General features: G+C 28.2%; 4 protein-coding genes. All 4 read left to right on the top strand.

Translation table 11 applies throughout. The features are described from left to right. The first annotated feature begins 67 nt into the window (after positions 1-67). The 4 genes from DWW96_RS13555 to DWW96_RS13540 all read left to right on the top strand — a co-directional run bounded on the left by DWW96_RS13555 (position 68) and on the right by DWW96_RS13540 (position 5,047). On the top strand, positions 68-718 hold the full coding sequence (locus DWW96_RS13555) for a matrixin family metalloprotease (RefSeq protein ID WP_117910794.1): 651 nt from the start codon (positions 68-70) through the stop codon (positions 716-718). A gap of 36 nt (positions 719-754) precedes the next feature. Continuing rightward, positions 755-1,522 (top strand): hypothetical protein, encoded by a 768-nt coding sequence (locus tag DWW96_RS13550; protein ID WP_117910793.1) that lies wholly within the window; start codon positions 755-757, stop codon positions 1,520-1,522. Between the two features lie 685 nt (positions 1,523-2,207). Beyond that, on the top strand, positions 2,208-3,596 hold the full coding sequence (locus DWW96_RS13545) for a leucine-rich repeat domain-containing protein (RefSeq protein WP_117910792.1): 1,389 nt from the start codon (positions 2,208-2,210) through the stop codon (positions 3,594-3,596). A 44-nt stretch (positions 3,597-3,640) separates the two neighbouring features. Then, a complete protein-coding gene (locus DWW96_RS13540) occupies positions 3,641-5,047 on the top strand; it encodes a leucine-rich repeat domain-containing protein (protein WP_117910791.1) in 1,407 nt (468 codons plus the stop codon). Positions 5,048-5,110 lie beyond the last annotated feature (63 nt).

The raw sequence follows: 5,110 nt of genomic DNA, 5'->3' as shown, positions 1-5,110 counted from the left end.
TTGATGGGAAAAAGAACTTTGGAGAATGGTCTAAGTTGATTAGATGTAATAAAATGGAGGATTAACTATGAAAAAAAGAAATATAGTTATTATGTTAGTGGTTGGAATTACATCCTTATGTACAACGGCTCCAATAATGGCAGTCACAGAATCATGTACACATGGGAAAAAGACATTCAATGATAAAAAAATATTAAGTGGTGTAGGAAATTATGGAAATAATAAGAGGTATTATTGGATTAATTCGAATTTTTCAAGTAATTACTCTAGTAGAATTAGAAATGCATTTTCGTATTGGATAAATACATCATCAGATTCAGGTGTTACAACATCGATTTCTTTTAGAGAATCTTCAAATAAAAGTGATGCAACAATAGAATTACATACAACTACTTTAGGTGGAGATACAACTGGAAAGACAGATTATTATTCATATAGTACGTTAGTTGATGATCAGTCAATACAAGATTGGACATGGAACATTATATATATAGATACTGATAAAACCAAAGACTATGGACAACGAAAAAAGACAGGATTAGTTGGGCATGAAATAGGTCATGCAATGGGATTGAGCCACCAGCCAAATAAACAAAATAGTTCTATTATGTATAATTATGATGATAGATATATATTGTCAGATAATGGAAATACAGCGATTGAAAGAAATAAGCCGGCAAAAGTTGACTGCAATAATATAAATCATATATATAAGTAGAATGTTTCGCAAATAAAAGACGAGGAAGGTGGAAAAATGAATAGTAAATTAATTTATACGTGTTTAATAATATCAATAGTTTTGATGCTAAGTGGATGTCAAAATAATACAAATGAGTTGACATATCGAAATACTAAAAAAGAAGTAACTGAGGTTACAAATGATAATAAAACAAATGTAGTTGATAAAACTGTAAACATAAAAAAAATGAAATTTACGGAAAAACAGAAGGAAGAGGCGGCTTCTGTTAAATCATCAATGTCATTTGCAAAATCATGTAAAGAGATAGAAGGATTATATAATAATTCTGAGTATATCGTTGAAGGAGAAGTTGAAAATACGTTTTTTACAGTATTATATGGAGAGCCATATACTGTTATGGAACTAAAAGTCAATGAAAAGTTTAAAGGAAGTGTAAATACGAATGATAAAATAACGGTTTTGTTGTATGGAGGTTATATGACAGTAGAACAGTTAGTTGAAAATGTAGGAGATGAAAAGTTTAAAGAATTAAGTGTAGAAGAAAGAAAAAATACATTAATAGAAAAGAAAACAACAGATTCAGAATATCCTAATGTTGGTGACAAGTATATATTATTTTTAATGGACAGCAATTTGGTTGAAAATGCATATGATCCGGTAAATGATTATGAATGTATTTTTAAATCAGAAGGAAAAGATTATATAAGAAATTTTCCGGAAGATGAAAAAATAGCTAAATATTCAACTCAAAATGTGATTAAAAATAATGTAAGTTTAAGTAGTGCGGAATTAGAAAAGTATTGCATAACCATGAATAAATAAAGAAAAATGCAAACCGAACATATTTTAGTGAAATTTATAAAATTTTTCATTAAAATGTGTTCGGTTTTATGTTCTAATATCATTTATAATATAAGGGATTAATTTTGATTTGAATAAAAAATAAATATAATTGTTAAATAAAAGTAAAGACAGATTAGTGTTGGTTAATAGTAAAAAACAAATTGTGACAAAATAAAAACGTATTGACGCATAGATTTTAAACTTATACAATGAGTATATAACTAGTATATATTCAATAAAGACACGTAGAGGCTAGTTTTATATGGGGGATTAGACATATCTAACACAATTCTTAACAAAAATCCTAATAAAACTATAAAAGATTTATATGATATTTTTAAGTAACTAAATAATTTTATTAATTCCAACTATAAATAAGATAACAAAAAAATTAACAGTAAATTGGTGTAGCATATATGCTGCATAGACGATGTGATTATGACAAATAATAAGAAGTAAATTTGATGGATATTAAATGTGTATTGTTGGATTTTACAGAAAGAGTAGCTGGAGGTGATGTAATAGTATAAATAATAATCAGAAGTAGAATAAATACTTATAATAATTGGAATTAATAATAGTTAAAAAATGCAATATTATATACGACAAATACGTTTGTTAAAGTAAGAACATTAAAATAAATGCATTAGCAGGAGGTAGTTCTATGAGTAAAAGAATATATAAATTTATTACAATCATGTTGGTGGCAGTTATGGTGTTATCCTGTTGGAGCGAGTGTGGAATAACAACAAACGTATACGCAGCGAAACATGCTACTGCTACAAAAAATACGAAGCAGAATGTTAAGTGGAAACTTAAAAAAGGTGTACTTACAATATATGGGAAGGGAAAAATGCCAAATAATATGACCTTTGAGTATGAAAAATATAAAGGAAAAATAAAGAAGGTTATTATTAAAGAGGGAGTAGAGTCTGTTTGTGATAATGCATTTTATTTTATAAAAAGCATAAAAGAAGTGCAATTTCCGAAGTCGTTAAAACAAATAGGGGAAAATGCATTTGAGTTTACAAATTTAAAAAAGGTTGACTTAAAGTCAAAAGTTAAAATCAAAGAAAACGGATTAGAACTTTATCATGCAAAATACATAAACATACCTATTAAAGGTGGAAAAATATCATTAAAAAATGGTGTGATGAACATAACCGGTAAAGGTGAAATACCTGTTAGAGTGGGTAATGCATATGTAAAAGAAATAAATATCGGAAAAGGAATAACAACCTTGCCAATGTGGGCATTTTCCGGAAGTGCTAATTTGAAAAAATTAAAGATTTCAAATACAGTTGAAGAAATAAATGCAAATGCATTTTCAAAAACAGGATTGAAGGAAATTAATATACCATCTGGTGTAAAAAGAATCGGACCAAATATATTTAGCGAATGCAGTAAATTAACAAAAGTAACAATGCCGGGTGAATTTGAGTTTATAGCCAGGGATGGTGAAGAATCAACTCCAATGAGAAATGTAATTGATAAGAGAGATACAAATGTGGATGTCGTAAAATTTAATTCACCCTTGAATGTAGATGTTATATCAGGTATTGACACAAATAATTTTGTTGTGGCAAAAAATGACCCGAATTATAAAGTGATAAATGGAGTAATATATTCAAAAGACGGAAGAAATTTAGTAAGAGTGCCATCAAAGAGAACAGAACTAAAAGTTGAAGATGGATGTGAATATGTAGCATCATCAGCGTTTCTTTATGGATTGTATGAAAGCGATGGCGATGAGTGGTTTTTAAGATGTAGTAATTTGACAAAAATAGAACTTGCAAATTCAGTTAAGCAGATTTGTCTTGAAACAGATAATTATTATGATAGGACAGAAAAAAAGCAGTGTAACAAAATGGGAGATTATCTGGAAACAATAGAAACTTTAAGTATGAGAGATTTTAATTTGCAGGAAATAACTTATAAAGGAAGAACGGTAAAACCACAAACGTTTATTAAACAGATTTTTGGTAAAACAAGAAATAATGGTGTGCTTGATTTGACTGATGAATTAAACAACACTATTAAGTCAAATCAGTAAAAAGTTGTTAATTATGAAATTACAATCTTGTGGGAGGTAATTCTATGAGCAAAAGAATATCGAAATTTATCACAATAATGTTAGTGGCAGCTATGATGCTATCATGTTTTAGTACCTATAATGCATCAACAAATGTATATGCTGCAAAACGAACTACTGCTACAAAAAATATTAAGCAAAATAATAAAAAGAATAAAGTTAAATGGAAACTTAAAAAAGGTGTTCTCACTATATATGGTAAGGGAAAAATGCCGGAAAGTATGACATTTGATGCCGGAAAATATAGTGGAAAGATAAAGAAAGTAATTATCAAAGAAGGTGTAAAATCTGTCTGTGATGATGCATTTAGATTTGTTAAAGGAATCAAAAAAATAGAATTTCCAAAGACATTAAATAAAATCGGATGCCATGCATTTAATGAATCTGAAGTTAAAAATGTTAAATTTAAATCAGTTGTAGAGTTAGAAGAAGATGCAATTAATTTTACAAAAACAAAATACATAAATATGCCAATTAAAGGCGGAAAGATTACATTAAAAAATGGAGTAATGAATATAAAGGGACAGGGAAAAATTCCTAATTTTTCAGAAATTGATAGTTTAAGCAAAGTAAATATTGAAGAAGGAATTGAACAGATTCCACAAGCGGCATTCAGTGGAAGCGAAAATTTAAAAGAAATAAATATTCCAGGTACGGTTAAAGAAATAGGGAAATATGCATTTGCAGCAACCGGAATAGAAAAAATAGTAATTCCGGCAAGTGTAGAAAAGATTGCGGCAAATATAGTAAGGGGATGTGTAAATCTTACTGAAGTTACTATGCCGGGAAACTTTGAATGCTTAGGAAGTGATGTTGCAAAATATTATACGAATAGAGAGTTAACAAGAATTGAGCATAATAGAAAAATCGAAACAGTAAAATTTAATACTCCATTAAATATAGATGTAATAACTTCAATTCCGACAAACAATTTCGAAGTAATGGAAAATGACCCTAATTACAAATCAATAAATGGTGTAATTTATTCAAAAGATGGAAAGAAGCTTATAAGAATTCCATCAAGACGAAAAGAAGTTAAAGTTGAGCAGGGATGTGAAACAGTAGAGTCATCAGCATTTCTTTATGGAATGTATGAAGTGGGAACAAAAGTGTGGAATATTAATTGTAGTGAGTTGCAAAAGATAGAACTTTCATCAACAGTAAAAAACATCGAATTTGTACATGATGAATTTTATGATAAGTTGGAAAAGAAAAACTACTATAGCGATAAAGAAGAATTGGATTATGAGAAATATATGCTTGGTATGGATTTGAGAAATTTCAAAATATGTGAAGTATCATACAATGGAAAAACAATTAATCCACAGAATTATATTAAAGAACTAACAAAAGAACAAAACAACAATGGGCTTGGAGAAATGGTTAATGAAATTAATATGATGATAAAATAAAATATAGCATAACCAGGAATAAGTAAAACTATAAAAGATTTATATGATATTTTTGAGTAACTA

The sequence above is a fragment of the Eubacterium sp. AF17-7 genome (assembly GCF_003461285.1).
In the GTDB taxonomy this organism is placed as follows: Bacteria; Bacillota; Clostridia; order Lachnospirales; family Lachnospiraceae; genus Eubacterium_U; species Eubacterium_U album.
This window is presented reverse-complemented; position numbering and strand designations above follow the sequence as displayed.

Excerpts from the sequence above, each read along its gene's own strand:
- DWW96_RS13550 (WP_117910793.1), top strand. The coding sequence starts at position 755 with ATGAATAGTAAATTAATTTATACGTGTTTAATAATATCAATAGTTTTG.
- DWW96_RS13545 (WP_117910792.1), top strand. The coding sequence starts at position 2,208 with ATGAGTAAAAGAATATATAAATTTATTACAATCATGTTGGTGGCAGTT.
- DWW96_RS13540 (WP_117910791.1), top strand. The coding sequence starts at position 3,641 with ATGAGCAAAAGAATATCGAAATTTATCACAATAATGTTAGTGGCAGCT.
- DWW96_RS13555 (WP_117910794.1), top strand. The coding sequence starts at position 68 with ATGAAAAAAAGAAATATAGTTATTATGTTAGTGGTTGGAATTACATCC.